Below are 25,401 nucleotides of genomic sequence, written 5' to 3' on the forward strand. Positions count from 1 at the left end.
TAACGCTGAACGATCAATTTCCCCAGCCTATCGCTGCTGCGCCGCCTCGCAAACAGGCGCTCACCCTTTTCCTTCCCCGGGATCGAACACCGGACGCGGCGCGCGCTTCGCATTAATCTCCACCGCTTTGCCGATCCGCTTTCTTTCGCACCAGAACTGAGCGCAGATCGTGCATCGCCAGCAACAGCCGGTCGGTGACTTCGTCGAGGTCGCCGTCGCTGGCCTTCGACTGTGCCCAGTGGGCCGTCAGGTTCAGGTGATCGACTGTGCGATGAATGTCGTCGATGTCACGGCGCGCCAAAAGGGTGCGGCGTTCATCCATCCACCCTTTGATCGCGGCCATATCTGCGTCCGAAAGGCTGCGCCCGCCATGGGGCTTAACCTCGCCATTCCTGATGTTGACGACGGCGATCTGGTCCATCTCTAGCCGGAGGTTTCGGGCATCGGGATCAATGCGAAAGACGAAAGCGCCGTTGTCGCGGACGCGGAAATAGTATTCTGGCAACTCACCTCGCATTGCGGCCCCTTGGGTCAGGTCATCCCGGCGCAGAAGGCGGCGATGCGGCCACAGGCCTCGGCCAGGTCGTCATCCGACGTAGCATAGCTGATGCGGAAGGCTGGCGATAGGCCGAAGGCGGCGCCGAACACCACCGCAACCCCCTGTTCCGCCAGAAGCGCCGTTGCAAAGGCTTCGTCGGTGTCAATCAGCCTGCCCTGCGCCGAAGTCCTGCCGATGCAGCCATCGACGAAGGGATAGACATAGAACGCCCCGTCCGGTGTCGGGCAGGTGATGCCGGGGCAGGCATTCATCGCCGCAACCACATTGTCGCGCCTTCTGAGGAAGGCTGCGTTCCGGTCAATCAGGAAATCCTGCGGACCGTCCAGGGCGGCGACCGCGGCCCATTGGCTGATCGAACAGGGGTTGGTGGTGGATTGCGATTGCAGCTTGCGCATCGCATTGACAAGTTCGACCGGACCGGCCGCATATCCAATGCGCCAGCCGGTCATGGCATAGGCCTTGGAGACACCGTTCACCGTCAGCGTCCGCGCATAAAGACCGGGTTCAACCTGCGCCGGGGTGGCGAAGGTGAAGCCGGAAAAGGCGATGTGTTCGTACATATCATCGGTCAGTACCCAGACCTGCGGGTGGCGCATCAGAACCTCGGTCAGCGCCTTGAGTTCGTCGTGCGAATACCCGGCCCCGGTCGGGTTACTGGGCGAATTGAAGATGAACCATTTGGTCGCAGGCGTGATCGCCGCTTCCAACTGGTCCGGCGTGATCTTGAAATCGCTGGCAAGGCTGGACGCGACGGTGACGGGCGTGCCCCCCGCCAGGCTGACCATATCGGGATAGCTGACCCAATAGGGGGCGGGGATCACCACCTCGTCCCCTGGGTTCAGCGTTGCCATCAGCGCATTGAACAGCACCTGCTTGCCGCCGGTGCTGACGCTGACCTGCGCGGGGTCATAATCCAACCCGTTGTCGCGTTTGAACTTTCGGCAGATCGCCGCCTTCAGTTCGGCGATACCGTCCACGGCGGTGTATTTCGTCTCACCCCGGTCAATCGCGTCTTTGGCGGCCTGTCGGATATGTTCGGGCGTATCGAAATCCGGTTCTCCGGCGGACAGGCTGATGATGTCCTGCCCGGCGGCCTTCATTTCAGCGGCGGCATTGCTGATCGCGATGGTCGGTGAGGGCGAGATGCGGGCGAGGCTGTCGGACAGGAACGGCATGGGGGCGTCGCTTCGGGCTGGTTCAGGGTTCCCCAGCGTCCTAGGGTGCGACCCGATCGGGATCAAGGGCAGAGTGGCATGGTAATGACAGCGGAAGATCGGAAGAAACGTATCCGGCTGCGCAGTTGGCGGCGCGGCATGAAAGAGATGGATCTGATTCTTGGCGGTTTTGCCGACTGGCATCTGTCCGCGTTAACGGACCAGGATCTGGATCTGTATGAATTGCTGCTCGAAGAGATGGACCAGGACCTGTACGACTGGGCCTCGGGGCGCGCCGAAACGCCTGAACGTTATCAACAACTTATGGACAAAATTCGCACAAACGGCCGCTAATTACCGCGAAAATTTTAACGAAAGGTTATTCCTTAACCGATTGTTCTTACTTTCCGTCGAGTGTTTGGCAACCGAACCATTCGGCGGAGAGTATCATGGCGATTCACCAGGCGGTGGGCGCGACACCCGATACGGGGTTTATGCGGCAGTACCTCGACAGCCTCGCGCTGGTCGAGCGGCTGCATCGTTTGTTGCTGGATGTCATCAAGGATGAGTTTGAGCGTCTGGGACAGCTGGAAATCAACGCCGTCCAGGCCCTGTTGCTGTTCAACATCGGCGACAATGAAGTCACTGCCGGAGAGCTTAAGTCCCGCGGCTACTATCAGGGGTCAAACGTCAGCTATAATCTCAAGAAACTGGTCGATGCCGGATTCATGCATCATCAACGTTGCGAGATTGATCGCCGCTCGGTCCGTGTCAAACTCACCGAAAAAGGGCGAGAGGTGCGCGGGATCGTCAACGATCTGTTTGCGCGTCACGCCGAAGGGCTGCAATCGCGCGGCGTGCTTGGCCCGGATGGGATCGAAGACACCAACGTCTCTTTGCGGCGGGTCGAACGCTATTGGTCGGATCAGATCAGGTACATCTACTGAGCGTCCGCAAATCGCCTGTCAGCCCCAGGAACCGGGGCGGTCCCGACAGGCAGGGTGGGCAACTCGCGCAGAAGCTTGCGCGCCATCGCATCAGCGTAATCTTCAAACCCCAGCGCGGTTTCCAGAAAGGCGTCGGGGCCGTGCAGGACCTCGGCCCGGAAATAGTCCGTCAGCGCGGTGACCTGCGCGTCATTTGCGCCTGCGTTGCCCGCCTGCGGCGGGGCGATCACCAGCGCGTTGACCGTCATCGCACCCAACCGGCCCGAGGCACGCACGTCACGCGGGCGGGGCCAGACGTTGTTGCGCCCGTCGCCTGAAATATCCAGAACCTGCCGCCAACATTCCGGCGCCCGCTTTTGCAGCGCTGTGGCGAACTCCATGGCCGCACCAAGGGCCGTCGTTTCTGGGGCATGGGCACGGCGCCAATGGCGCAGACGTTCGGCAACCCGCGCGATATCCGCGCCCGAGGTCAGGCTGATCCAATCCTGGATCAACCGCTGATACGAACCGCCCGACCATTCGAACACCGCCAAGGCCACCGGGGAAGCAGGCATGTCAAGCAATGCCGCCCGCACGGCGGGGTCTTCCAGCGCACGGGCCACCCCTTCCAGCTGAAGCACATATTCGCGCCCATCTACCGAGCCCGAGACATCAAGCGCCAGAACCAGCGATTGACGGCACGCACCCTGCGCCGCGCTTGCCCAAAACGTCAGCGCCAGAAAAACGGCGCGCAGCATCACCAGTGCCCGGTGTTGCCCATGCTGGCCCAGGGTTCTGCCGGGGGCAGCGCGTCGCCGTCCTGAAGCAGCTCGATCGAGATATTGTCGGGGGAGCGTACGAACGCCATATTCCCGTCGCGCGGCGGGCGGTTGATGGTGACGCCATTGTCCATAAGGTGCTGGCAAACCTCATAAATATTGCCAACGCGGTAGGCCAGGTGGCCGAAATGGCGGCTGTCTGCGGGCAAACCGTCATCGCCGTCCCAGTTATAGGTCAGTTCCAACAGACACTCCTCCTGTCCGGGGGCGCCCATGAACACATTGGTGTAACGCCCGCCTTCATCGTCACGGCGCTTGACCTCCTCCAGGCCAAGCAGCCGGTAAAACGCCATCGAGGTGTCAAGATCTAGAACGCGCACCATCGTGTGCAGGTATCTGAGGGTCATGTCGTGGCTCTCCGCTGTTGTTGCGCGGCCAACCTAGGGCAGAGTGCGCGCCGCGGACAGGGCTGATGCGGTCAGGCGCGCGCGCGACAGCGGCCCGCGTACCACAAGGGTCACGGTGACAAAGGCGACAAACAGCAACAGGTACCACGATCCCATCTTGGCAATGCTGACCAGTTGGAACTGATCCTGCCCGGCATAAACCCAGGTGCCAGTCAGCGTCCCGACATTTTCGGCCACCCACAAGGCGATACTGGACAGGAATGCCGCCAGCGGAAGTGGCATCCAGCGCGCCGTGTCGCCGATGAAAAACCAGATGCGCGTGCGCGCAAACATCAGGATCGTCACAGCGAACAGGGCAAGCCGGATGTCGGGCACAAAGTGATGCGCAAAGAAATTGACGTAGATCGCGATGGCCAGCAGCAGCGTGGCCCAGAACGGCGGATAGGGGGCAAAACGCATCTCGAAAATGCGGATCACGCGGGCCATATAGCTGCCGACCGCGGCATACATGAACCCCGAAAACAGCGGCACACCCGCAAGCTTGAACAGACCGGCTTCGGGATAGGCCCAGCTTCCGGCGGCGATCTTGAAAACCTCCATCGCGGTGCCGGTCAGATGAAACAGCAGTATCACCCGTGCCTCGGCCCAGGTTTCCAGCCGCAATGCCAGAAAGATCGCCTGATTGCTGAGCGCGAAGAGGAACAGGAAGTCATAGCGGCGCAGCGCCCAGCCGTCCTGCCAGATGGCCGAGGTCACGATGATCGCGCCCAGCATCACCCCCCCGAACAGCGCCGCCCAGCCCTGTTTCAGAACGAACATCACGAATTCGCCAAACCAGCCGGGCAGCCGGGCGCGAACCCGGTCGCCAAGGCGGCGTTCGATCCGGCGCGTTGTGTTGGGGTGGTTCATCAGAAGCTGGATTTGATCCCGATGCTCAACCCGTATTCTTCGCGGTCATAAAGATCGACGTTCGAGGCGACGTGCCGTGCTTCGACCCCGATTGTCGGCGCAAAACCCATATAGTCGTATTGCGTCAGATGCAGCGACGCGCCGATTGTGATGCCCGCATCCTGTCGGCCATCGGGGTCAAACGCGCTGGTGGGAAAATCGCGATACTCCAGCTTGCCATAGATCGTGGCCTTGCCGCCCAGAACCTCTTGTTTGGGGCTCCAATTCGCGCCCAGCTGTAGAACGGTATTCTCGGAATCGTCCAGATCGGCCTTGGTGACGGCGAAACCGGTGTTGAACGCCAATGTGCCGCCCTCTTGCATGCGCATCCAGTCGGCGGTCACCCCGAATGTTGTCGTGGTTGCCACGCCCGCACGATCCGGAACGGAGTGTTCCAGAGTTGCGCCAAAACCGAATTTGGTGCGCTGATCCAGCGGGCGCCGCCAATAGGCGCTAAGCTTGGCAGATTGTGTTGAAAAACTCCGTTTTAGGGCCTGAACGATGATTTTTCTTTCCATGCAGCCCGATCCTAAATTTTTGGCGCGGGGGTCGGCCCAAATCGCCTACATGCGCTCACGCGCAGCCATGCGCTGTCTCGTGGTCAAAGCTTTCCGACTATTTCGCTTCATAGGTTTTCGCAAGAAATCCGCGACGCTCTGATTTCGGAGTTTTTCAACACAATCGGCATAATGCGACAGTTCGCTGCCGCCGACCCAGCTTTGGCCGATGCTCGCCTCGCCGAAGACCTTGCCGTCGGCCAGATCGAAAGATTTGCCCAACCGGAAGGCCAGCAATGCGGTGTCGTAATCCGACCCCTTTGCGCCCGGTGCCGCATCCTTGGCTTCCGATGACAGGCGCTTGTCCGAAGTTTCAAGCGACACCCCGGCAATAACGCCGTTGTCGAACCGGTAATCCGCACGCAGCCCCAAGGTGGTTTCCCACCCCGAAAGTGCCTGGGCATCGGGGCTAAGCGCGAACGGAAGGCCAAAGATTTCAATGGTCTCGGCGCTGGACCCGTTGTTGACGTTGGACGTCGGGCTGGTCGAGAAATTCAGCTTCATCGTCAGAGGGTTGGCCGCCTTGACGATATGAAAATCGCGCTGCGACCGGGTTGCCGCCGCATCGTCGGGGGCGAATTGATAGGACCGGCGCAGCCACCAACCCGCGCGGGTGTGCTTGCCATCCTTATGAAGCAGATGCGCCACCTGCCTGGCCGAGTAATACTTGCCCGTGTCATCCGGCGCGTCGCCATGGGCGCGCTTGGCATTCGCCGTTGCCGAAGCGATGTTTCCATCGCGTGCCTCGGCACTGGCAAGGATCAGACGGGCCTGGGCATCCTTTGCATCGCGTTTCAGCAACGCCTTGGCAAAAATGCGCGCCATGCTGGTGTCGCCCGCTTGCAGGGTCTGCGCGGCAAGCACCCGCATTTGGTCATCTGCTCAGCACATGCGGCGCCGTGGCGGCCGCCTGCGCTGAGCAGATGACCGCCGCGATCAGACCGCGGCGGATGAACGTACGGGCCATTTCTGGCTTAGGGCGAATTCGCCAGGAAACCGCCGGTTTCCTGTATCTTGCCACCTGCCGTTCCGGGGTTGTCGCTGGTGACAACCACAATACCAACAATTTCATCCGCATTCGTGCCCGAGATGATGCCGAAGTACTCACCCGTTTCGAATGGATCGCCACCGCTATCGACGCTGCTGGCCGTGCCGCTGATCTCACCCGCATCCGAGATTGATCCGGTGTTGAGTGTGAGCGTTGGAAGATTGGCCACCAGCACATTGCCGGTATCGGGATCATAAACGTTACGACCCGTAATGAAGCCCTGAACGGCATCGCCGGCGTTGAGGTCCTCAAAGTCGACATTGATCAGGATATCTCCGTCCACAAGCTAAACCCCACCCTGGCTGTCGAAATTGCGGATACCCGCGTATTCGCCGGTGAAGTCCGCGCTGCCGCCTTGCGGGATCGCGACTGACCCATCGCGTTCGTAGACAAAGCCGCCAAAGCCATAATCGGTATAGGATGGGCTGCGCACGATGGCGAAACGTGTCTGGGTGCTGGTGCCGACGCCATAGACCAGTTTGTAGGCGTTCACGCCGGAATCGTTGTCGTAAACAGCGAACTGATGCGGTAACGCAACGTTGGGATCCAACGTGACCACCGGATTGCCTATCGTGCCTGGTCCCGGAACACGGACATATAGGTTGTCGTTGCCATCGAAGGGCAGGTTGTCGATCGTGAATTCATCATTCGCATCATCATAAACGAATGTCTGCGCCGCACTGCCGTCTTCCATGCGGAAGATGGCGCCGGTTGCAACCGGACTTGCGGTGCCCGGTGGCAGGCCAGAGCCTCCGCCGACGCCACCACCTGTGCCACCGCCTGCGCCGCCCCCTGCACCGGGGGCGACCGCAGCCGCTGGTATCAGCGGGTTGCCATCACATGCTGCCAGTCCCCCGGCCGCAGCCAGGGACAATATGCCCAGAATCTTTTTCACTGTTTTCTTGCTCCGTCTGCCTCGAGAGTGTTCTTATTTTTGGAGGTCAGGTTTCGCCGGATGTTGGAAAAAGTCAATTATGATCAAACGCTTCCATGGCAGAGTGGTGCTAAAACATCGCGCTTTTCCCTACCGTATCTAGAGGCTGACGTTCCAGCAGAACCAATATAAAGTGTGCCACGCGCAGCCCTAGGGGAGAGAATCAATTCATGCCACTGACACCAGAACAAGCCGCCGAGATTGAAAATCTGCGCGCAAACCCGCAACCAACGCATCGCGCCACCGCCCCCGGGATCGAGGCGCATCTGCATACCGCCATCCCCGTTCTGGACCACGGTCTGGTCCGCGTCGTCGACTATATGGGCGACGACAGCGCCATCGTTCAGGCGGCGCGGGTCAGTTACGGCGCGGGCACCAAGCACGTGCAGAATGACGCCGGGTTGATCCGCTATCTGATGCGGCACTGGCATTCGACGCCTTTCGAGATGTGCGAGATCAAACTGCACGTGAAACTGCCTGTCTTCGTGGCGCGCCAGTGGATCCGCCACCGCACGGCGAATGTGAACGAATATTCCGCCCGCTATTCGATCCTGGACCGCGAATTCTACATCCCCGCGCCCGAACACCTGGCCGCACAGTCCGAGGTCAACAACCAGGGCCGCGGCGCCGTGCTGGAGGGGGAGGAGGCCGCGCGCGTCCTGGGAATGCTGCGCGACGACGCCGATACCGCCTATGATCATTATGAGGCGATGCTGTCACAGGACGGCCAGCAGGGCCTGGCGCGCGAGTTGGCGCGGATGAACCTGCCCGCCAACGTCTATACCCAATGGTATTGGAAAGTGGACCTGCACAACCTGTTCCACTTCCTGCGCCTGCGCGCCGACGCCCACGCGCAATACGAAATCCGCGTCTACGCCGAGGCGATCGCCAAAGTCGTCGCCGACTGGGTCCCGCATGCCTATTCGGCGTTCGAGGATTACCGCATGGGCGGCGCACAGTTGAGCGCGACCGGTCTGGAATGCGTCAAGCGGATGCTGGCGGGGGAAGAGGTCACGCAGGAGACCTCGGGCATGAGCAAGGGGGAATGGCGGGAGTTTGAGGGAACAATCGCAAGGTGAACTGGCTCTTACTAAATGGGAAATTCGCGCTTGGTGTGACCATTGGCGTGGTTGCAACAATACTTGTCGTACTATTGCTTGGCGACGATTGTGTTGAAAAACTCCGTTTTAGGGCCTGAACGATGATTTTTCTTTCCATGCAGCCCGATCCTAAATTTTTGGCGCGGGGGTCGGCCCAAATCGCCTACATGCGCTCACGCGCAGCCATGCGCTGTCTCGTGGTCAAAGCTTTCCGACTATTTCGCTTCATAGGTTTTCGCAAGAAATCCGCGACGCTCTGATTTCGGAGTTTTTCAACACAATCCGACAATAGCGGATCTTCGTTTTTTGATAGAGCTGTAATTGGCGCGGTAATTGGTGGAGTAATTTCGGGATCAGTTGCTCTAGCATCTGTACTACTGGCTATTTCCCATCAAGAATCTTCCAAGGAAAAGTCGGACTTTAAGGCGCGGCGCGCGATTGCATTGTCGCTTTTTACCAGACTATTTGATGCAAGAGACATGTTTGAGAAACACCATCGCTTTTTGTTTGATGGTAGCCCTGGTACATTTGTGTTTGTAGGTGAAGACTCTAAAGCGTTTCGACATTAACCTGAGACATATCCGGCGGCCTTAAAGTAGTTCCAGCATTCTACTGGGTCGTAGAGATCGCAGATTGCTCCGATTGCTTCGAAGACCTGGGTAAAGGACCTGGCCCCGATCCGTCGCAAATGGGCTTTCAGTTTAGAGAAGGCCTGCTCGATGGGATTCAGGTCGGGCGAGTACGGTGGCAGGTAAAGGAACCAGCAGCCGTGATTGCGTAAAGCCTGCGTCGCCTCCTTATTCCGGTGGGTTGCCAGGTTGTCGAGAATGACGACAGTGCCGGGGTTGATCTCGGGGACCAGCACTTCGCGGATGTAGGCCGCGAAGGCGGGGCCATCTATCGCTCCCTTGATGACCCAAGGTGCGATCAGCGCGCCTTGGGTCAGGCCCGCGATCAAGGTTTGGGTTCCCCAGCTTCCGAAGGGCGCATCCATCGTCAGGCGCTTACCGCGCTTGGCTCTGCCGCGTAGGCGCGTGAGGTTTGTCTTCACTGCGGTTTCGTCAATAAAGACAACGCGCTCAGGAAAGGTCGCAATGGCTGGCGAGCGGTATCTGAACCAGTCGGCCCGTTGCTGCCTTACCTTGGCGCGGCGGCGCTCGGTTGCGACCAGCGACTTTTTTTGTACGTGAAGCCGAGCCGGGACAGAAGGTTGGCGATGGAGGAGTGATGCACCCGCACACCCTCTGCATCGGCCAGCGCATTACGCAACTCAAAGAGCGTGATGTCAGGGTCTTGTGCGATCAACTCCTCAAAGAATTCCCGATGCGGAGCCAGCTTTCCCTTGCCGCGCGGCGGTCCCTGCCGGGCAGGTTCCGCATGACCCTTCATCCTCACCTGACGCGCCCACCGCGCGCCTGTGGCAGGCGACAGCTTCAACCGCAACGCCGCCGCGCGCCCGCTCAACCCTTCTTCAATGTATCTCTGAAACCGTATCCGAAGCGCAGATGGCAAAGGTGCTGACATGATCCATCCTCCCAAACAGGATGAATCACAGATCAGGTCTCAAGGGAATCCCTCGCGATTCAGGTTCAAGCCGAAACGCTTTAGCCGCCGCCATTGGCGTACCCGATCCGGCCCGGACCGAGGTTGTCGTCGCCCATGTCGTTCTGCGCGACGGGGCAGAGTGGGCTGGGCTGGAGCGTGACCTGATCGCCCTGGTCCGGGACCGCATCAGCCCCCACGTTGCCCCACGTCGGATCATCCGGGCGGATGCCCTGCCGATGACCGCGACAGGCAAGATCATGCGGCGGGCGTTGCGCGAAGCGTATCGGTAGGGCGTCGTCTAATCAGACTGCCATTTTGTGATCGGAGCGGTCATTGCCCCCGCCCACGTCTTCGCCCGGAATCAAGCCCGCAAGGGCGCCGGGCGATCGCCTGACCGTCCCGAGGGCAGGCGATTTCGATGGGTCGCGAAAGCTTCGTGGGTCAGAGTTAACGCTGAACCATAAATTGCCACACAGCTATGTAGCATCGCCTTCCCCCGGTCAGGCGCTCGCCCGGCTAGTCCGTTGATCGCAAACGTCCGCGCGTGGGCCAATTACTAACATGTTACGGTTCTCTCGGACATCGTTTCAGTCGACCGACAGCACTTGAATTCACCGGCGCTCCGTCCCACTAACACGCACCAATACGAAAGCTGTCGGGCCGCCCGCCTTCATACATCCCAGCGCCGCTAACCTTCCTCGCCCAGATACTTGCCCGCTTCACGCCGGGCGAAGGGCTTCATCGCTTCGCCATGCGCAGCCAGAAATCGCCGCACCCGGTCCGCGTCGTGCTTGGACAACTCGCGCAGCCACCAGGCGACGGCCTTCTGGATGAACCATTCAGGATCGCTCACATAGTCTGCCGCCCAACCCAGCACCCGTTCACGCGCCGCAACCTCTTGCGGTTTGGGGTGGTTCTGCTTGGTCCAGGGTAGGGTCATCACCAGCGCGGCGCGCTTGGTCCACAGATGATCGCTGGTCGTCCAGCCCTCAACCCGGTCCAGCCGCGCCGGATCCCAGACCAGTCGCTTGGCACCCGCGCCAGCGGCATGATCGGCAATCGCCCAGGCGTCGAACTGCGGCACCCAACCGGCGATCAGATCCCACGCCGCGCCGTCATCGGGGCGAATACGCGCCTGCGTTAGCAGTTTGGCCGCTGCCACCCGCGCTTCGTGAATATTGCTGTCCCAAAGACCCGCCGTCAGCGCCAGCCGCTGGTCCAGATCCAGCGCCGCGCGCCACCGCTTGGCGCAGGCGTCGATGTCGGGATTGGCGACACCCAGATAGGGCCGATCGACTTTGTGATAGGCCGCCATCTCCTCTGCCTTGCCGGGGCGGGCGTGGTCCGCCAGTTCGGCAATCGCTGCTTCGGGCGTCACTCCACCGTCACCGATTTGGCGAGGTTGCGCGGCTGATCCACATCGGTGCCCTTGGCGACGGCGGTGTGATAGGCCAGCAGTTGTGCGGGCACCGCATAGACGATGGGGGCCAGCAGGTCGGGCACTTCGGGCATGACGATCACCTCCCACGCGCCATCGCTGGCGATACCCGCGCCGGCGGAATCCGTGATCAGCACCACTTTTCCGCGCCGGGCCATCACCTCCTGCATGTTCGAGACTGTCTTGTCGAACAACGCATCGCGCGGGGCCATGACGATGATCGGCACTGTATCGTCGACCAGCGCGATGGGGCCGTGTTTCAGTTCACCTGATGCATAGCCTTCGGCATGGATATAACTGATTTCTTTTAGCTTTAAAGCGCCCTCTAAAGCAATTGGATACATCTGACCTCGCCCCAGAAACAGGATGTCGCTGGCGTCGGCCAGCCGCCGTGACACCCGCGCGGTTTCCTCGCCCTTGGTCAACGCATGGCTCAGCAATCCGGGCAGGCGGCGCAGATCGTCCAGATGGGCGGCCAGTCCTGGGCCGTCGGTCCGCCCCAGATCATGCCCCGCCTTCAGCGCCATCAGCGCCAGCACCGTCAGCTGGCAAGTGAACGCCTTGGTCGAGGCGACGCCAATCTCGCGCCCCGCGTGGATCGGCAGCACCACGTCCGCCTCGCGCGCGATGGAGCTTTCGGTGACGTTCACCACCGCCGCGATCCGAGCGCGCCCCTGCACGTGGCGCAAGGCGGCCAGCGTGTCGGCGGTTTCGCCCGACTGGCTGACAAAGATCGCCAGCGTCCGCTCTCCAACCGGCGCATCGCGATAGCGGAATTCCGAGGCGATATCGACCTCGACCGGTAATCCCGCCAGCCGTTCGATCCAGTATTTCGCGGTCTGACAAGCCAGGAAAGCGGTGCCGCAGGCAACCATGATGATCCGGTTGAAGTCATTGAAATCAACGGATTGGTCGCCAAAGTTTACCTGTTGAATATCATCTGGCGCGTAATGCGCTATCGTATCTGCCAAAACCGAAGGCTGCTCGGCGATTTCCTTGGCCATGAAATGCTTGTGACCGCCCTTTTCGACCTGACCGGCATCCAGCGAGACTTGCCGCACCTCACGGTTCACCAGCCTCCCGTCCGCATCGGTGATCGTCGCCCCAGCGCGGGTGATGACCGCGCGGTCGCCTTCTTCCAGATAGGTGATGCGGTCAGTCATCGGCGCCAGCGCCATTGCGTCGGACCCAAGATACATTTCCCCCGTCCCATGCCCAATGGCCAGCGGCGACCCCTTGCGTGCCGCCACGATCAGGTCGTCCTGCCCGTCGAACAGAAAGGCGAGCGCGAAGGCACCTTGCAGCTGGTCGAGCGTGGCAAAAGCAGCCTCTGCCGGGGCAAGGCTGTCGCCCAGAAAGCGCTCGGCCAGCAGCGCCACGGTTTCGGTGTCGGTTTCGGTTTCAAAGGTTGAACCTGATGCTTGAAGATCGGCCCGTAATTCTCGGAAATTCTCGATTATTCCATTGTGCACAACGGCGACGGGTCCGGCGCGGTGGGGATGCGCGTTCGACACGCTTGGCGCACCATGGGTGGCCCACCGCGTGTGGCCAATTCCGGCGCGGCCTGACAGTGGTTCGTGGACCAGATGATCCGACAGGTTCACCAGCTTGCCGACGGCGCGGCGGCGATCCAGATGTCCGTCGCGAACGGTCGCGATCCCGGCGGAGTCATAACCGCGGTATTCCAACCGTTTCAGCGCCTCCAACAGGATCGGAGCCGCCTCATGATCCCCAAGAATACCGACAATTCCACACATTATTTGCTGCTTTCTTCGCGTTTCGCCTTGGCGGACCTGAGCTTTTCGAACATCCGTCTGGCCAGCCCCGGCTTTGTTTCCTGCCGTGCGCGGGCCACGGCCAGCGCCCCGTCTGGCACGTCACTAGTGATCACCGATCCGGTCGCCGTCATCGCGTCATCGCCAACCTTTACCGGCGCAACCAGCATCGTGTCGGATCCGATGAAGGCGCGCGCGCCGATCTCGGTCCGGTGTTTGGAGACGCCGTCATAATTGCAGGTCACCGTGCCAGCACCGATATTCGCCGCCGCCCCGACCGAGGCGTCGCCGACATAGCTGAGGTGATTGACCTTCGCGCCCTCACCCAGGGTGGCATTCTTGATCTCGACGAAATTCCCAACTTTCGCCCCTTCGGACAATTCGGCGCCGGGACGCAGGCGCGCATAGGGGCCGACCACGGCATCGCGTGCCACGTGACAGCCTTCCAGATGCGAAAATGCGCGGATTGTCGCCCCGGTTTCGACCGTGACTCCGGGCCCGAAAACCACGTTTGGTTCGATCAGCGCATCGCGGCCAATGACCGTATCGTATGAGATATAAACGGTTTCCGGCGCGATCAGGGTCACGCCATCGTCCAGCGCTGCGGCGCGGGCGCGGGATTGAAACACCGCTTCCGCTTTGGCCAGGTCGGCGCGGGAATTGATGCCAAGGGTTTCATCTTCGGGGCAGGTCACGGCCGTCGCTGTCAACCCGCGTGCGCAGGCGATACCGACAATGTCGGTCAGATAATATTCGCCGCTTTCGTTGTCATTCGTCACCTCGGACAAAAGGTCAGCCATCAAGGCGCAATCGGCCATTATAACGCCGCTGTTACAAAGGGTTATGGCGCGTTCCTCATCTGATGCATCTTTGTATTCCACAATCCGTTCCAGCCGATCCCCCTGTGTCACCAGCCGACCATAACGTGCGGGGTCTGTGGCCTCGAACCCCAGAACCACGACGTCACTTCCAGCGCTGCGCGCCCGGGCCATGCGGGCCAGCGTCTCGGCGCGAATGAACGGTGTGTCGGCATAGAGGACGACCGCGTCGCCGCCAAGGCCATCCAAGGCTGTCAGGCCGCAGCGCACAGCGTCGCCGGTTCCTTGCGGGGGGTCTTGAATTGCGGTTTTTATCTCCGGATCAAACGCTTGCGCGGCACTCCTCACCTGATCCGCGCCTGCGCCGATCACCAGAACCTGCGCGACAGGTTCCAGCGCCGCGCCCGAGGTCAGCGCATGGGCGAACAACTCCAGCCCCGCAACCTGATGCAGCACCTTTGGTGTGTCCGATTGCATGCGTGTGCCGTGCCCGGCGGCCAGAACGATCAGATTGGTGGCCATGCCTGCCCCTTTGCTTTTTTTCAGTGCTTTCTAGCCGCAATCAGCCGCCCCGCAAGCCTTCGTGGTGTCAAAACTCATGTCGGTGGGTTACAGCACCCCGGCGGGAACCTGCCGGAAGGGGTGATTTGCGGACGGTGATATTTGATCTGGACGGGACGTTGGCGGACACCGGCGACGATCTGATTGCGGCGGCCAATGCTACCTTTGTTGGGCATGGGTTTGGCAGCCCGCTGGACCCGGTGGCCGACAAGGCGACCGCATTTGGCGGCGGGCGGGCGATGCTGCGGTTGGGTTATTCCCGGCTGGGGCGGGACGCGGACGAAGATCAGATCAGTGCGGATTACCCGGTTTTGATTGACCATTACGCCCGCGATATCGACCGGCACACGCGGCTTTATCCGCGGGCCGAGGCTGCTGTGACCGGGCTGCGGGACGCAGGCTATGCGGTCGGCATCTGCACCAACAAACCAACCGCACTGGCCGAGGATCTGATGCGCCGGCTGGGCGTGCGGGATCTTTTTGCCTCGCTGGTGGGGGCGGGGTCATTCCCGGTCAGCAAGCCGGACCCGGCGCCCTATGTCGCCTCGGTCGAGCGTGCCGGTGGCAAGGTGATCGATTCGGTTCTGATCGGCGACACGATGACTGATCGCAAGACGGCGGCGGCGGCGGGTGTGCCTTGCGTTCTGGTCACCTTCGGGCCGAACGGACGCGCGGTTGAGGCGATGCAGCCCGAAGGCCTGCTGGATCATTATGATGAATTGCAATCTGTGGTGGCGGGGCTGCTTGGCTGAAGTCAGAGCTTATGCCTGCCGTCTTGCATCTGCGCGCCCACCTCAGACCGGTCTTGTTGCCTGGTCCAGCCACTCCAACGCCTCGGCGCTGACGCGGGGGGCGATCTTGTCGCGGACCTCGGCGTGATAGGCGTTCAGCCAGGTAACCTCTTCGCCCGTCATCAGGGCGGGGTCGATCAGGCGGCGGTCGATGGGGGCGAAGGTCAGGGTTTCAAAGCCCAGCATGTCGCGGTCATCCGCGCCGTCCAGCGGGCGCGCATTCTGCACGATGATCAGATTTTCGATGCGGATGCCGAAATCGCCTGTACGGTAATAGCCGGGTTCGTTGGACAGGATCATGCCGGGTTCGAAGGGCACTTCGCCGGTGCGGGCCAGGCGCTGCGGGCCTTCGTGAACGCTTAGGAACGTGCCCACGCCGTGGCCGGTTCCGTGGTCGTAATCCTGCCCTGCCGTCCACAGCGGCGCGCGCGCAACCGCGTCAAGGTCGCGCCCTGCCAACCCGCGTGGAAACCGCAGGCGGCTGATTGCGATCATGCCGCGCAGCACGCGGGTAAAACAGGCGATGTGATCGGGGCGGGGCGTGCCAATGGCCACGGTGCGGGTGATATCGGTGGTCCCGTCCAGATACTGGCCGCCTGAGTCGACCAGCAGCAACTCACCCGGTTTCACGGGGCGGTTGGTGTCATGGGTGACGCGGTAATGCACAATGGCCCCGTTGGGCCCGGCACCGGCGATGGTGTCGAATGAAATGTCGCGCAGCTCGTTCGTGCCGCTGCGAAATCCTTCCAGCGCTGTGACGACGTCAATCTCGGTCAGACCACCTTCGGGGGCTTCGCGGTCCAGCCAGGCAAGGAATTCGACCATCGCGGCCCCGTCGCGCAGGTGGGCATCACGGGTGCCGGCCAGTTCGGTTTCGTTCTTGCGGGCCTTGGGCAAGACACAAGGATCATCGGCCCATGCAACCTCGATCCCGGCGGTCTTCAGCGCATCGCAGACCGCGACCGGGGCGGTATTTCGGTCCATCCGAACGGGCCCGGTCAGGTGCGCAAGGGCCGGGGCGAAGTCCGAGGGTGGCGAAACGTCGACCGCGGGGTCGGGGCCAAGGTCGCTGAATTTTGCCGGGTCGGCGAACAACGCCACACGCCCGTCGTCGTGCTGGATGGCGAAGGCGTGGACCAGTGGCGTTCGGGTCACGTCGGACCCGCGGATGTTCAGCAGCCAGCAGATGCTGTCAGGCAGCGTCAGGACGGCGGCGCGCTGACCGTCTTTCTTAAGGGTTGCGGCAATGCGCTTGCGCTTGTCACCGGATTTTTCGCCCGCAAACTCAATCGGATAGGGGATGGCTTTGCCGTCGGGCGGCGCGGGCTGATCGGGCCAGATGCGATCAACAAGGTTGTCGGTGGGGACCAGATCGATATTTGGGGCTGCTTTGGCGGTGGCATCAATTTCGGCGCGGGTATGCAGCCAGGGATCAAAGCCGACACGCCCGCCATCCGGCAATTGCGCGGCCAGCCAGTCGCCCAGTTTGGTGGCCGGCCAACTGACCGGCGTGAACACATCGGCGACCTGATCGCGTACCTGAAGCGTATAACGGCCGTCAATGAAGACGCCCGCGACATCGGCCAGAACCGCGGCAAACCCGGCTGACCCGGTGAACCCGGTCAACCAGGCCAGGCGCTGATCGTGGTCGGCGACATACTCTCCCTGGTGGGCATCGGCGCGCGGGACAAGGAAGCCGTCCAGCCCCTCGGCTGCGATCTGATCGCGCAGCGCGCTCAGCCGTGGGGGGCCTTGATCGGGGCTGGTCGGGGCGTCGAATGTCTGGAACATCTTGGGGGGCTTTCGCTGAGATGTTGCCAGAGAATCGTGAATGGCGCGGATTGGCAACCATTTTGCACGGTGGCTGTTGGGCTGCGTCAGATCCGAAAGATCGGCTGCAGAATTCTGGGCAGCAGCGCGTTGAACTTCAAAGGCGCATCCGTTGCCGCAAGGCAGATGCAGGCATCGCCCGCCCCGGCGATTGGCGTATGTTCCAGGTCGTGATCCGCAACTTCCATGTCGCCGACGCCGAAATGGCCCGTTTCGTCACTGAAACTGCCCTGCAGAACCAGCGTCAGTTCCAAGCCATTGTGGCTGTGGTCCGGCACCGCCTGTCCGGGCGGAATTTGCAGCAAGCGGACCGAGCCTTCGGCCCCGGACGACACAATGCACTGGCGCACGCCCAGCCCAAGGGATTTCCAGCGCGGCGGCTTGCCTTTCAGCGCCTCCATCACCGGGCCGGGATAGGCGCCGGATCTTTGAAAGCTGCGCGATGGCGCGACCGGGGTATCCAGTTGATCCTGAACCGACGCTTTCAGATCGGCCGACAGACCCTCGGCGCGGGTGGTTTCAAGCACTGCACCTCCGGCGGCTTGATGCGCCTCAAAACTGGCGCGGCATTCCAGGCACAGCGAGATATGAGCGGCCACGACGAGGCTGAACGGGCCGGGCAGGTTACCGGCTGCATAGGCTGCCAGAATTGCGTCGGGCGTGTGGTGGGTTATTGCGGTCATCTTAGCGCATGTCCTTCAAATCGTGGCGCAGGCGGTCCAGCCCAAGCCGGATCCGCGATTTTATCGTTCCCAGGGGCAGGCCGGTCTGATCGCTGATTTCCTGATGCGACAGTTCGCCAAGGTAAGCTTTCTCGATCATGGTCCGCTGGGCGGGTTTTAGTTTCTTCAGGGCCTTTTTCAGATGGCTGGCTTCTTGTTCTATGGCGACGATCTGGCCCGCATCCGGTTCGCTATCGGGGACAGGGTCCAGATCTTCGGGCATGGGCCGCTGCTCCTTGCGGATCACGTCAATCTGCCGGTTTCTGGCAATCCGGTACACCCAGGCCGAGACCTGGGCGCGGGCCGGATCGAATTGTTCGGCCTTGCGCCAGACAGTCAGCATGACGTCCTGCACAATCTCTTCCGCCTGACCGGACCCGGTGCCGGACCGCATGATGAACCCCTTCAGGCGCGGTGCGAAGTGGTCAAACAATTCGGCAAAAGCGGCGCGATCGCGCCTGTCGCGCACCGCCAACATCAGCGAGGTCAGCGGGGAAACGTCGGGGGACGGCTTCGTCACCTGTTTGATTTCCTTTCGCGAACGCTTCATGGGGCAATGCCGGGACTGTCGGGGCTTTAGGGTTGCGGTCAACATGACCTCTATACGGGCTGCCGCAGAATATGGATCAAAAATGATCCGAAAAGGACTCCGGGACGTAATTCCAAGGAACACCAACCCCGGAGCCATCATGTCATTTGACGCCATGCCCATCGTCCCGCAACGCGTTGCCATCATCGGCGGGGGCATTTCAGGGCTTGCCGCCGCCTATCTGTTGTCGCCCCATCATGCGGTGACGCTGTACGAAGCGGCCCCGAAGCTGGGCGGCCATGCGCGCACCGTCATGGCCGGGCTGCGGGGCACACAGCCTGTGGATACCGGTTTTATCGTCTTCAACTATGCCAACTATCCGCATCTGACACGGATGTTCAAAGACCTCGGCGTGCCGGTCGCGAAAAGCGAGATGAGCTTCGGGGCGTCGATCAATGACGGAGAGATCGAGTATGGGCTGGGCTTTCGTTCGCTGACAGCGCAGCGGCGCAATCTTATCCGGCCAGGGTTTGCGCGGATGCTGCGCGATATCCTGCGGTTCAACCGACGTGCGGAATCGGCGGCGATTGACGACAGCACCACGGTCGGAGAACTGATGGAGCTTTTGCGCCTGGGGGAGTGGTTCCAGCGCTTTTACCTGATGCCGTTCTGTGGCGCGATCTGGTCAACTCCGCCGGACGAGATCCGCTCGTTCCCCGCAAAGACGCTGGTCCAGTTCTTTCGAAACCACGCATTGCTCAATACCTTCGGACAGCACCAGTGGTGGACGGTGGACGGCGGCAGTATCGAATATGTGCGGCGGCTGGAGCATCATCTGCGCGGGCGCGGTGTTGCGATCCGCACGCATTCTGCGGTGGATGCGGTGGTTCGTGACGGCGGGCAGAGCGTTGTGCGCACGGCGGCAGGCGCCGATGCGCCGTTCGATCAGGTGATATTCGCCTGCCACGCAGATCAGGCGCTGCGTCTGCTGGCGCGCCCGAGTGCGCAGGAACGTGCGGCCCTTGGCGCGATCCGTTTTCAGGACAACCAGATGATCCTGCACCGGGACACCAGCCAGATGCCGCGCCGCAAGGCGGTCTGGTCCAGCTGGGTTTACAAGTCTGACACCACAAGACCCGAACCTGCCATCGGCGTCACCTATTGGATGAACCGTTTGCAGAATATACCGGAAGGTGATCCGCTGTTCGTGTCGCTGAACCCGACGCGGCAGGTGCCGGACGAGATGATTTATGACCAGACCAATTTTCGCCATCCGGTGTTCGACACCGGCGCGCTGACGGCGCAGCGTCAGTTGCAGGAATTGCAGGGCCAGAACAACACTTGGTTTGCGGGCGCCTATACCGGGCACGGGTTCCACGAGGACGGGTTCGCCAGCGCACAGCGGATTGCCACGCAGATGGATCGCCAGTTCGCATGACCCATCGGCCGGTACATATTGTCGGTGTGACAACCCATGCGCGCGCCGGGGTGATCCGCAACAGCTTTCGCTATGGTGTTGATTATGTGCTGATCGACCCAGAGGTCCGCACGCGCGGGCCGTGGTTGTTTTCGCGCAATCGCATGAACCTGTTTTCCGTGCATGACAAGGACCACGGCGGTCCGCTGAAAGCCGGGCGCGGCGCGGATTGGGCGCGTGAGGTGTTGGCAGAGCGTGGGTTGGAGGGGTCTGATATCCGTCTGCTGCTGCTGACGCAGCCGCGGTTCATGAACTATGTATTCAATCCGGTCAGCTTCTGGCTGGCCATGCGCGGAGCGGCGCTGGTTGCGGTGATCGCCGAGGTCTCTACCCCCTTTGGGGATCGGCATTCCTATCTTTGCAGCCTGCCGGAATTTGCGGAAATCAAGCCTGACAGCCGGATGGAGGCGCCAAAACGGCTGCATGTGTCGCAGTTTCAGGATGTCGCCGGGGGGTATAGGTTCGGATTTGACGTCCGTGCGGATCAAATCGCGATCCGGATCGTCCATCGCAATGGGCCCGATGGCGTGGTCGCTACCCTGTCAGGCCCGCGCGCACCGATGACGAATGCGGGCCTGTTGCGGGCCAGCCTGCGCAGACCGATGGGCGCGCTGCGCACCATCGGCCTGATCTATTGGCAGGCGCTGAAGCTGAAGCTGAAAGGCGCGCGGTATCGCCCGGCGCCGGTGCCACCCGAGTCCGAGGTTTCCTGATGGCCCGCCCGAAGCACAACAGCCTGCGCATCAACGCAATGCTCGGAAAGGTCGCGCCATGACGCAGCCTGAGCTGATCTGGATCATCGGCGCGTCCGATGGCATTGGTGCTGCGCTGGCGCGCGCATGGGCCGGGCGCGGCGTGCGGCTGGTGCTGTCGGCACGTTCGGCCGACAAGTTGACGGCGCTGGCGAGGGAGTTGGGTAACGGGCATGTGGCCTTGCCGCTGGACGTTGCTGATCGGGGAAGTCTCGCGGCGGCCGCTGACCAGATTCGACAGATCGGCACGCCAGACCGTGTGGTTCATCTGGCGGCGATCTATGATCCGGGCCAGATCAGTGACCTTGATCCCGAAATGGCGGCCAAAATCGTCTCGGTCAATCTGACGGGCAGCTTTCATGTGGCGCAGCTTGCGCCGCAGGTGCTGCGCGCCGGTGGGCAATTGGCGATGTGCGGGTCATCTGCGGGGTTCACCGGGCTGCCACAGGGGCAGATCTATTCCGCGACCAAGGCCGCTGTGATCAATCTGACCGAATCCCTGCGTGGCGAACTGGCGGGCCGGATCGACGTCCGCCTGATCAATCCGGGCTTCGTGGAAACCCGCCTGACGGGGCGCAATGATTTCCAGATGCCGTTCCTGATTTCCACTGAGGCCGCAGCCGAGGCCATCATCAAAGGGCTGAACGGGCGCCGGTTCGAGGTGCATTTCCCCAGGCGCATGACCTATCTGATGAAACTGCTTTCGGCCTTGCCCTATTGGGCGCTTTTGCCGCTTACCGGGCGGCTTGCGAAATGAGCGGGCCAGGTGAGTGCCAGTTTGAGCAGGCGTTGCTGCCGGATGCACGCTCGCGATTCCTGCAAGGCCCGGAAATTCCAGCAAGAAAGACGATATGCCCATGAAAATCCTGATCCTCTATGTCGCGACCGCGCTTGTCTTCCTTGTTGTGGACGCGATTGGCCTTCGCCTGTTGATCAAGCCGGTCTTTGATTGCCATATCGGGCATCTGATGGCTGATCCGTTTCGCTTTGTGCCGGCGGGCGTGTTCTATCTTGGTTATGTCGCGGGTGTGTTGTGGTTTGTCGCGGTCCCCGCGATGCGGGCAAACGATCCGGTCGCGGCGCTGATCGGGGGGGTGATACTTGGGCTGATGGCCTATGGAACCTATGAGTTCACCAACTATGCAACGCTACAGGACTGGTCGGGCCAGCAGGTTGTCGTGGATACGATCTGGGGCGGGGCGCTGACCGGATTTGCGGCCTGGGCCGGGGTGATGATCACGCGCGCGGTGACCTGACGGGCGGTTTGCGGCGGATTGTGATTTCGCCGCTGGCAAGGCTGCGATAGGTAGCCGCCCATGGAACAGAAAAACGATCAGACCACCGCCGGACCGACCGTCCGATTGCTGCCAAAGACCGACCCGCGGAGGGTCTTACGCGGCTTCCCTTGGGTCTATGCCAATGAGATGGTGATGGACCGGCGCACCAAAGCGCTGGCCCCCGGCAGCATCGCCGTGCTGGAGGATACCAACCGCCGGCCATTGGCGCGGGTTGCTGTGAACCCATCCTCGAAAATCGCGGCCCGGGTGCTGGATGCAGATCCAGTGGCCGACATCGGTGAGGGCTGGCTGAAGGACCGCCTGTCGGCAGCCCTGCGCCACCGAGAGCGTCTGTACGACACGCCATTCTATCGCCTGATCCATGCCGAGGCGGACGGCTTTCCCGGCGTCATCATCGACCGTTTCGGCGATGTGGCCGCGATTCAGCCAAACGCCGCCTGGGCAGAGGTTATGTTTGATCAGATCGTCGCGGCGCTGACCTCTGTCACCAGGGTGCGGACGGTGGTGAAGAATGCGGGCGGACGGGCGCGCAGCCTTGAGGGGCTGGATGACGTGTCTTCTGTTGTCGTGGGCGACCTTGGCGCGCCAATTCAGGTGCCGATGAATGGCGCGATCTATCTGGCGGATTTACTGGCGGGGCAGAAGACCGGGCTGTTCTTCGATCAGCGCGCGAACCAGGCGATGGCGGCGCGGCTGGCGAAAGGCGCGCGGGTGCTGGATGTGTTCAGCCATGTGGGCGGCTTCGGCCTGGCGGCATTGGCGGGCGGGGCTGACAGGGCGCTGGCCGTTGACGGGTCCGAGGCGGCATTGGCGTTGGCGACAAAAGGCAGCGAAGCGATGGGCGTTGCCGATCGTTTCGACACCCGCAAAGGCGACGCTTTCAAGGTGATGGAGGCGCTGGCGGTTGAGGGGTCGGAATTTGATGTCGTTATTTGCGATCCACCTGCCTTCGCGCCTGGCAAGGGTGCGCTGGAAGCGGGTCTGCGTGCCTATCAGCGGGTGGCACGATTGGGCGCGGCATTGGTGGCGCCGGGGGGGTATCTGGTGGTCTGCTCGTGCTCACACGCGGTTGATCTTGAGAAGTTTCGCGCCGCCTCGATCCGGGGCATTGGCGGGCGGGGGGCGCAGCTGATCCACACCGGGTTCGCCGGGCCGGATCATCCGCTGCACCCGGCGCTGGCCGAAAGCGGCTACCTCAAGGCGTTGTTCTTCCGCCTGTCATGAAGGTTCTGATCGACGCCTGCGTTCTGTACCCGACGGTGCTGCGCCGGATCGTGATCGGGGCCGCCGGGGCAGGGGCGTTTGTACCGCTCTGGTCGGCGCGGATCCTGGAAGAATGGGCGCGCGCCGCGGCGCGCAACGGGGCAGATGGCGGGGCCGAGATTGCGCTGTTGCGCGCGGACTGGCCCGAAGCGGAAGTGACGGTCAACCCGGCCACCACGGCGCGGCTGCACCTGCCGGACCCCGATGATCATCACGTTCTGGCGGCCGCCATTGACGGCGGCGCGACCGAGCTTCTGACGTTGAACACCCGCGATTTCCCGACCCGCGCCCTGGCGGCCGAGGGGATTATCCGGCGGCACCCGGATGAGTTTCTGTTGGAGGTGCTCCACACCGGATCCGTCGATCTGGCCGGGATCGTTGCCGGGGTTCACGGTGATGCGCAACGGATGTCGGGGACGGCGCTGCCGCTGCGTGGATTGCTCAAACGGGCGCGTTTGCCACGGTTGGGCAAGGCGCTGGGTTAGGGCGTCTTCCACTTGATCTGCAACGCTGCCCGAAGTTGAACGCCTGCCCTGAGCCGGGCGCACGCCGGACCGGCGGACTGGCGCAGCGACGGTTGGCGGGCATGATTTATGGTGCCATGTTAGCCGTCAACTAAACTGGAAGAGTCCACCTTGAACCGACGCCAGACCGGTGGGGCCGGTCCGGCGTGCGCCCTGCGCCTGCGGCGCGCACCGGGCGCCACGTGCAATGGGCGTAGGTGGCAACAGCGCAGCGGGACCGACCCGACTTAGTGAATAATCTCTTCCTCCTTGACGAACATGTTCGCCCAGGCGCGATCTATCAGGTCCGGGGACATCTGGTGGGGGATATCCTCGAAGTCGCAAATCGCGCGCATCTGGTCGATCAGGAAGATCGGCTGATAGTTTGCATAGACATTGTCGATGGTTGGGTATTTCACCGTCAGCAGATGGCGCAGGGTCGCCTCATCCAGCTCCATTTTTCGGGCACGGGCCACGATCGAGAAGATTTTGAGGTAGTCTTCCTGGTTCGGCCCGTCGATCTTGATCTTGAAGAAGATCCGGCGCAGGGCGGCTTTGTCGAAGATCTCGTTCGGGTGGAAGTTGGTTGAAAAGATCACCAGCGTGTCGAACGGAACCTCGAACTTCTCGCCCGATTGCAGGGCCAGGATGTCCTTGTTTTCTTCCAGCGGAACAATCCAGCGGTTGACCAGCGCCTGCGGCGGTTCGACCTGTCGGCCAAGGTCGTCGACGATGAAGACGCCGCCGGTTGCCTTCAGTTGCAGCGGCGCCTGATAGGTTCGCGCCGTGGGGTTATAGACCAGATCGAGCATCGAGATGGTCAGTTCACCACCGGTGATCACTGTAGGCCGTTCGCAATAGACATAGCGGCGGTCATAAACGTTGCTGGTGCGGCGCAGGGAGTTCGGGTCGTCCTGCTGTTCTTCAGCTTTTGAATGAACAATCGGGTCGTAAACCGTTATCACCTGACCGGAATATTCGATTGCGCGCGGCACATAAATCTTGTCGCCCAAGGCATCCCTGATACCGTTCGAGATTGAGGATTTGCCGTTGCCCGGCGGGCCGTACATCAGGATCGACCGGCCCGAGCCGACCGCCGGGCCCAAATGGTCCAGCAACTCATCCGGCAGCACCAGATGGCCCATGGCCCCGGTCAGCTGATCCCGGCTCATGTGGATGTTTCGGATCGACTGTCGTTTGACCTGTTCTGCATAAACCTCCAGCGGGACAGGCACTGCGCCGAAATATTCCGACTGGCTGAGCGCGTCCAGCGCGCGGGCCTTGCCGTAATCGGTCAGCTGATACCCCATTTCGTTGCCCGAGTTCGCGTGCAGCGTACCGGTGGCCTGCAACATGTTCTGATCGCGCGCCATGTCGACCAGCTCCTGCGTTACGGCGACGGGCAGGCAGACGATGCGCGCAATCTCGGTCACGTGTTCGACGTTCTGGCGGAAGATCGTCTTCAGCAGAATGTCCCGCATCATCACATGGGTCAGCCGCATGTCTTGCAATGTGCGCGGTGCCGGCGGCGGCGTTACCCCGGTCGTGGTGTGCATGTTCATCGTCTGCCCCTTTCATCCCACGCGCATTGCGTGTTCTTTCCATCGCGTCGCCTGAAAATCGCCGGGTTCGGCGGCAACAATCCTGTTGCAGCCACCCTGACTGTTTATTGTGGCCAAAAAATGAA

Annotated in this window: 27 protein-coding genes and 1 pseudogene; 11 read left to right on the plus strand and 17 right to left on the minus strand. The window is 61.7% G+C overall.

All coding sequences use genetic code 11. The features are described from left to right. Positions 1 to 112 precede the first annotated feature (112 nt). On the minus strand, positions 113 to 517 hold the full coding sequence (locus GKR99_05610) for a hypothetical protein (GenBank protein ID NKB27040.1): 405 nt from the start codon (positions 515 to 517) through the stop codon (positions 113 to 115). Between the two features lie 14 nt (positions 518 to 531). Continuing rightward, complete coding sequence (locus GKR99_05615) at positions 532 to 1,734, minus strand: aminotransferase class I/II-fold pyridoxal phosphate-dependent enzyme (GenBank protein NKB27041.1); 1,203 nt, start codon at positions 1,732 to 1,734, stop codon at positions 532 to 534. A 78-nt stretch (positions 1,735 to 1,812) separates the two neighbouring features. Between GKR99_05615 and GKR99_05620 the strand changes: the two genes are divergently transcribed. Both GKR99_05620 and GKR99_05625 read left to right on the plus strand, forming a co-directional pair. Then, positions 1,813 to 2,067, plus strand: coding sequence for a succinate dehydrogenase assembly factor 2 (locus tag GKR99_05620; GenBank protein NKB27042.1), 255 nt, complete (start codon positions 1,813 to 1,815; stop codon positions 2,065 to 2,067). 95 nt (positions 2,068 to 2,162) lie between these two features. Next, positions 2,163 to 2,660: a winged helix DNA-binding protein gene (locus GKR99_05625; protein ID NKB27043.1), complete on the plus strand. Its 498-nt coding sequence runs from the start codon at positions 2,163 to 2,165 to the stop codon at positions 2,658 to 2,660. Here GKR99_05625 and GKR99_05630 read toward each other — a convergent pair. The 7 genes from GKR99_05630 to GKR99_05660 all read right to left on the minus strand — a co-directional run bounded on the left by GKR99_05630 (position 2,654) and on the right by GKR99_05660 (position 7,273). After that, a complete protein-coding gene (locus tag GKR99_05630; protein ID NKB27044.1) occupies positions 2,654 to 3,397 on the minus strand; it encodes a DUF1194 domain-containing protein in 744 nt (247 codons plus the stop codon). The genes GKR99_05625 and GKR99_05630 overlap by 7 nt on opposite strands. Continuing rightward, entirely contained in the window at positions 3,397 to 3,825 is a 429-nt protein-coding gene (locus tag GKR99_05635; protein ID NKB27045.1) for a lactoylglutathione lyase, read from the minus strand. Before GKR99_05635 ends, GKR99_05630 begins: the two co-directional genes overlap by 1 nt. Positions 3,826 to 3,858: 33 nt before the next feature. Then, positions 3,859 to 4,734, minus strand: a complete 876-nt coding sequence (locus GKR99_05640; GenBank protein ID NKB27046.1) for a DUF817 family protein — start codon at positions 4,732 to 4,734, stop codon at positions 3,859 to 3,861. Continuing rightward, on the minus strand, positions 4,734 to 5,291 hold the full coding sequence (locus GKR99_05645; GenBank protein NKB27047.1) for a hypothetical protein: 558 nt from the start codon (positions 5,289 to 5,291) through the stop codon (positions 4,734 to 4,736). Before GKR99_05645 ends, GKR99_05640 begins: the two co-directional genes overlap by 1 nt. 45 nt (positions 5,292 to 5,336) lie before the next feature. After that, a complete protein-coding gene (locus GKR99_05650; protein NKB27048.1) occupies positions 5,337 to 6,200 on the minus strand; it encodes a hypothetical protein in 864 nt (287 codons plus the stop codon). A 104-nt stretch (positions 6,201 to 6,304) separates the two neighbouring features. Further along, positions 6,305 to 6,661: a hypothetical protein gene (locus tag GKR99_05655; GenBank protein NKB27049.1), complete on the minus strand. Its 357-nt coding sequence runs from the start codon at positions 6,659 to 6,661 to the stop codon at positions 6,305 to 6,307. Positions 6,662 to 6,664: 3 nt separating this feature from the next. Next, entirely contained in the window at positions 6,665 to 7,273 is a 609-nt protein-coding gene (locus GKR99_05660; protein ID NKB27050.1) for a hypothetical protein, read from the minus strand. Between the two features lie 209 nt (positions 7,274 to 7,482). Between GKR99_05660 and GKR99_05665 the strand changes: the two genes are divergently transcribed. Beyond that, positions 7,483 to 8,391 (plus strand): FAD-dependent thymidylate synthase, encoded by a 909-nt coding sequence (locus GKR99_05665; GenBank protein ID NKB27051.1) that lies wholly within the window; start codon positions 7,483 to 7,485, stop codon positions 8,389 to 8,391. A 586-nt stretch (positions 8,392 to 8,977) separates the two neighbouring features. Here GKR99_05665 and GKR99_05670 read toward each other — a convergent pair. After that, a pseudogene (locus GKR99_05670) lies at positions 8,978 to 9,936 on the minus strand (IS630 family transposase). Positions 9,937 to 9,956: 20 nt separating this feature from the next. Between GKR99_05670 and GKR99_05675 the strand changes: the two are divergent. After that, positions 9,957 to 10,247 (plus strand): hypothetical protein, encoded by a 291-nt coding sequence (locus GKR99_05675; GenBank protein ID NKB27052.1) that lies wholly within the window; start codon positions 9,957 to 9,959, stop codon positions 10,245 to 10,247. 398 nt (positions 10,248 to 10,645) lie between these two features. Here the strand turns inward: GKR99_05675 and GKR99_05680 are convergent, their stop codons facing one another. The 3 genes from GKR99_05680 to glmU are packed head-to-tail and all read right to left on the minus strand — an operon-like array spanning position 10,646 to position 14,510. Continuing rightward, positions 10,646 to 11,335 carry a DNA alkylation repair protein gene (locus tag GKR99_05680; protein NKB27053.1) on the minus strand — a complete coding sequence of 230 codons (690 nt, stop codon included), beginning with the start codon at positions 11,333 to 11,335 and terminating at the stop codon, positions 10,646 to 10,648. Next, positions 11,332 to 13,152 (minus strand): glutamine--fructose-6-phosphate transaminase (isomerizing), encoded by a 1,821-nt coding sequence (glmS, locus tag GKR99_05685; protein ID NKB27054.1) that lies wholly within the window; start codon positions 13,150 to 13,152, stop codon positions 11,332 to 11,334. Before glmS ends, GKR99_05680 begins: the two co-directional genes overlap by 4 nt. Beyond that, positions 13,152 to 14,510 (minus strand): bifunctional UDP-N-acetylglucosamine diphosphorylase/glucosamine-1-phosphate N-acetyltransferase GlmU, encoded by a 1,359-nt coding sequence (gene glmU, locus GKR99_05690; GenBank protein ID NKB27055.1) that lies wholly within the window; start codon positions 14,508 to 14,510, stop codon positions 13,152 to 13,154. The genes glmS and glmU overlap by 1 nt, the downstream gene beginning before the upstream one ends. Positions 14,511 to 14,635: 125 nt before the next feature. Between glmU and GKR99_05695 the strand changes: the two genes are divergently transcribed. Next, positions 14,636 to 15,301 carry an HAD hydrolase-like protein gene (locus tag GKR99_05695; protein NKB27056.1) on the plus strand — a complete coding sequence of 222 codons (666 nt, stop codon included), beginning with the start codon at positions 14,636 to 14,638 and terminating at the stop codon, positions 15,299 to 15,301. A gap of 42 nt (positions 15,302 to 15,343) precedes the next feature. Here GKR99_05695 and GKR99_05700 read toward each other — a convergent pair whose 3' ends face one another. From GKR99_05700 to GKR99_05710, 3 genes are all read right to left on the minus strand, one after another. Then, positions 15,344 to 17,131 (minus strand): M24 family metallopeptidase, encoded by a 1,788-nt coding sequence (locus GKR99_05700; GenBank protein NKB27057.1) that lies wholly within the window; start codon positions 17,129 to 17,131, stop codon positions 15,344 to 15,346. Positions 17,132 to 17,217: 86 nt separating this feature from the next. After that, on the minus strand, positions 17,218 to 17,853 hold the full coding sequence (locus GKR99_05705) for a transcriptional regulator (GenBank protein ID NKB27058.1): 636 nt from the start codon (positions 17,851 to 17,853) through the stop codon (positions 17,218 to 17,220). A gap of 1 nt (position 17,854) precedes the next feature. Further along, positions 17,855 to 18,370: a sigma-70 family RNA polymerase sigma factor gene (locus GKR99_05710; protein ID NKB27059.1), complete on the minus strand. Its 516-nt coding sequence runs from the start codon at positions 18,368 to 18,370 to the stop codon at positions 17,855 to 17,857. A gap of 211 nt (positions 18,371 to 18,581) precedes the next feature. Here GKR99_05710 and GKR99_05715 point away from each other — a divergent pair, with 211 nt between their 5' ends. From GKR99_05715 to GKR99_05740, 6 genes are all read left to right on the plus strand, one after another. After that, positions 18,582 to 19,859 (plus strand): FAD-dependent oxidoreductase, encoded by a 1,278-nt coding sequence (locus GKR99_05715; GenBank protein ID NKB27060.1) that lies wholly within the window; start codon positions 18,582 to 18,584, stop codon positions 19,857 to 19,859. Beyond that, positions 19,856 to 20,611 carry a DUF1365 family protein gene (locus GKR99_05720; protein ID NKB27061.1) on the plus strand — a complete coding sequence of 252 codons (756 nt, stop codon included), beginning with the start codon at positions 19,856 to 19,858 and terminating at the stop codon, positions 20,609 to 20,611. Before GKR99_05715 ends, GKR99_05720 begins: the two co-directional genes overlap by 4 nt. Positions 20,612 to 20,669: 58 nt before the next feature. Further along, entirely contained in the window at positions 20,670 to 21,407 is a 738-nt protein-coding gene (locus GKR99_05725; protein ID NKB27062.1) for an SDR family NAD(P)-dependent oxidoreductase, read from the plus strand. Between the two features lie 100 nt (positions 21,408 to 21,507). After that, positions 21,508 to 21,906, plus strand: a complete 399-nt coding sequence (locus tag GKR99_05730) for a DUF2177 family protein (protein ID NKB27063.1) — start codon at positions 21,508 to 21,510, stop codon at positions 21,904 to 21,906. A 60-nt stretch (positions 21,907 to 21,966) separates the two neighbouring features. Continuing rightward, the gene (locus tag GKR99_05735; protein NKB27064.1) at positions 21,967 to 23,172 is read left to right on the plus strand and encodes a methyltransferase domain-containing protein; all 1,206 of its coding nucleotides are present in this window, start codon (positions 21,967 to 21,969) and stop codon (positions 23,170 to 23,172) included. Next, the gene (locus GKR99_05740; GenBank protein ID NKB27065.1) at positions 23,169 to 23,696 is read left to right on the plus strand and encodes a PIN domain-containing protein; all 528 of its coding nucleotides are present in this window, start codon (positions 23,169 to 23,171) and stop codon (positions 23,694 to 23,696) included. Before GKR99_05735 ends, GKR99_05740 begins: the two co-directional genes overlap by 4 nt. 266 nt (positions 23,697 to 23,962) lie before the next feature. Here the strand turns inward: GKR99_05740 and GKR99_05745 are convergent, their stop codons facing one another. Beyond that, positions 23,963 to 25,276: an ATPase gene (locus GKR99_05745; protein ID NKB27066.1), complete on the minus strand. Its 1,314-nt coding sequence runs from the start codon at positions 25,274 to 25,276 to the stop codon at positions 23,963 to 23,965. Positions 25,277 to 25,401 lie beyond the last annotated feature (125 nt).

The organism is Paracoccaceae bacterium, from assembly GCA_012103375.1.
Lineage (GTDB): Bacteria > Pseudomonadota > Alphaproteobacteria > Rhodobacterales > Rhodobacteraceae > WLWX01.

What these genes read in the sequence shown, in the direction of transcription:
- GKR99_05710 (NKB27059.1), bottom strand. Translation starts at nt 18,370, where the DNA reads ATGTTGGCGGTGCGCGACAGGCGCGATCGCGCCGCTTTTGCCGAATTG.
- GKR99_05720 (NKB27061.1), top strand. Translation starts at nt 19,856, where the DNA reads ATGACCCATCGGCCGGTACATATTGTCGGTGTGACAACCCATGCGCGC.
- GKR99_05715 (NKB27060.1), top strand. Translation starts at nt 18,582, where the DNA reads ATGTCATTTGACGCCATGCCCATCGTCCCGCAACGCGTTGCCATCATC.
- GKR99_05700 (NKB27057.1), bottom strand. Translation starts at nt 17,131, where the DNA reads ATGTTCCAGACATTCGACGCCCCGACCAGCCCCGATCAAGGCCCCCCA.
- GKR99_05610 (NKB27040.1), bottom strand. Translation starts at nt 517, where the DNA reads ATGCGAGGTGAGTTGCCAGAATACTATTTCCGCGTCCGCGACAACGGC.
- glmU (NKB27055.1), bottom strand. Translation starts at nt 14,510, where the DNA reads ATGGCCACCAATCTGATCGTTCTGGCCGCCGGGCACGGCACACGCATG.
- GKR99_05635 (NKB27045.1), bottom strand. Translation starts at nt 3,825, where the DNA reads ATGACCCTCAGATACCTGCACACGATGGTGCGCGTTCTAGATCTTGAC.
- GKR99_05630 (NKB27044.1), bottom strand. Translation starts at nt 3,397, where the DNA reads ATGCTGCGCGCCGTTTTTCTGGCGCTGACGTTTTGGGCAAGCGCGGCG.
- GKR99_05705 (NKB27058.1), bottom strand. Translation starts at nt 17,853, where the DNA reads ATGACCGCAATAACCCACCACACGCCCGACGCAATTCTGGCAGCCTAT.
- GKR99_05645 (NKB27047.1), bottom strand. Translation starts at nt 5,291, where the DNA reads ATGGAAAGAAAAATCATCGTTCAGGCCCTAAAACGGAGTTTTTCAACA.
- GKR99_05730 (NKB27063.1), top strand. Translation starts at nt 21,508, where the DNA reads ATGAAAATCCTGATCCTCTATGTCGCGACCGCGCTTGTCTTCCTTGTT.
- GKR99_05640 (NKB27046.1), bottom strand. Translation starts at nt 4,734, where the DNA reads ATGAACCACCCCAACACAACGCGCCGGATCGAACGCCGCCTTGGCGAC.
- GKR99_05615 (NKB27041.1), bottom strand. Translation starts at nt 1,734, where the DNA reads ATGCCGTTCCTGTCCGACAGCCTCGCCCGCATCTCGCCCTCACCGACC.
- GKR99_05745 (NKB27066.1), bottom strand. Translation starts at nt 25,276, where the DNA reads ATGAACATGCACACCACGACCGGGGTAACGCCGCCGCCGGCACCGCGC.
- GKR99_05725 (NKB27062.1), top strand. Translation starts at nt 20,670, where the DNA reads ATGACGCAGCCTGAGCTGATCTGGATCATCGGCGCGTCCGATGGCATT.
- GKR99_05735 (NKB27064.1), top strand. Translation starts at nt 21,967, where the DNA reads ATGGAACAGAAAAACGATCAGACCACCGCCGGACCGACCGTCCGATTG.
- GKR99_05650 (NKB27048.1), bottom strand. Translation starts at nt 6,200, where the DNA reads ATGCGGGTGCTTGCCGCGCAGACCCTGCAAGCGGGCGACACCAGCATG.
- GKR99_05625 (NKB27043.1), top strand. Translation starts at nt 2,163, where the DNA reads ATGGCGATTCACCAGGCGGTGGGCGCGACACCCGATACGGGGTTTATG.
- GKR99_05620 (NKB27042.1), top strand. Translation starts at nt 1,813, where the DNA reads ATGGTAATGACAGCGGAAGATCGGAAGAAACGTATCCGGCTGCGCAGT.
- glmS (NKB27054.1), bottom strand. Translation starts at nt 13,152, where the DNA reads ATGTGTGGAATTGTCGGTATTCTTGGGGATCATGAGGCGGCTCCGATC.
- GKR99_05665 (NKB27051.1), top strand. Translation starts at nt 7,483, where the DNA reads ATGCCACTGACACCAGAACAAGCCGCCGAGATTGAAAATCTGCGCGCA.
- GKR99_05675 (NKB27052.1), top strand. Translation starts at nt 9,957, where the DNA reads ATGAATCACAGATCAGGTCTCAAGGGAATCCCTCGCGATTCAGGTTCA.
- GKR99_05740 (NKB27065.1), top strand. Translation starts at nt 23,169, where the DNA reads ATGAAGGTTCTGATCGACGCCTGCGTTCTGTACCCGACGGTGCTGCGC.